Annotated in this window: 1 protein-coding gene; it reads right to left on the minus strand. The window is 69.4% G+C overall.

Going from position 1 to position 359, the window contains the following annotated elements:
* Positions 1 to 26: 26 nt before the first annotated feature.
* Positions 27 to 359 (minus strand): alpha-glucosidase C-terminal domain-containing protein (locus tag NX794_RS35845; protein ID WP_258783898.1); only part of this gene is annotated, 333 nt, incomplete at its 5' end.

Here is a 359-nt window from a genome sequence, read left to right on the forward strand (position 1 = left end):
GGTGTCCAGCACGGGTTCGTTGACGGTCATGAGGCTGCGGGCCCTTCGGTCTGGGGCGTGGACCGCCCGACGCGGAGCACGTGCGCCGGCGTCCGGCCGGGCGTGAGACGCACGTAGTTGCTGCTGCCCCAGTGGTACGTCTCGCCCGTCAGTTCGTCGTGCACGACAAGGGCGGCGTCCCGGTCCAGGCCGAGTTGCGGCATGTCCAACGAGACCGTGGCCTCCTGGGTGTGGTGCGGGTCGAGGTTCACGACCACGAGGACCGTGTCCGTCCCCGTGCTCTTGCTGTAGGCGAGCACGGAGTCGTTGTCGGTCCGGTGGAAACGCAGGTTCCGCAGGCGCTGTAGCGCGGGGTGCTC

This window comes from Streptomyces pyxinicus (assembly GCF_024753135.1).
GTDB lineage: Bacteria > Actinomycetota > Actinomycetes > Streptomycetales > Streptomycetaceae > Streptomyces > Streptomyces pyxinicus.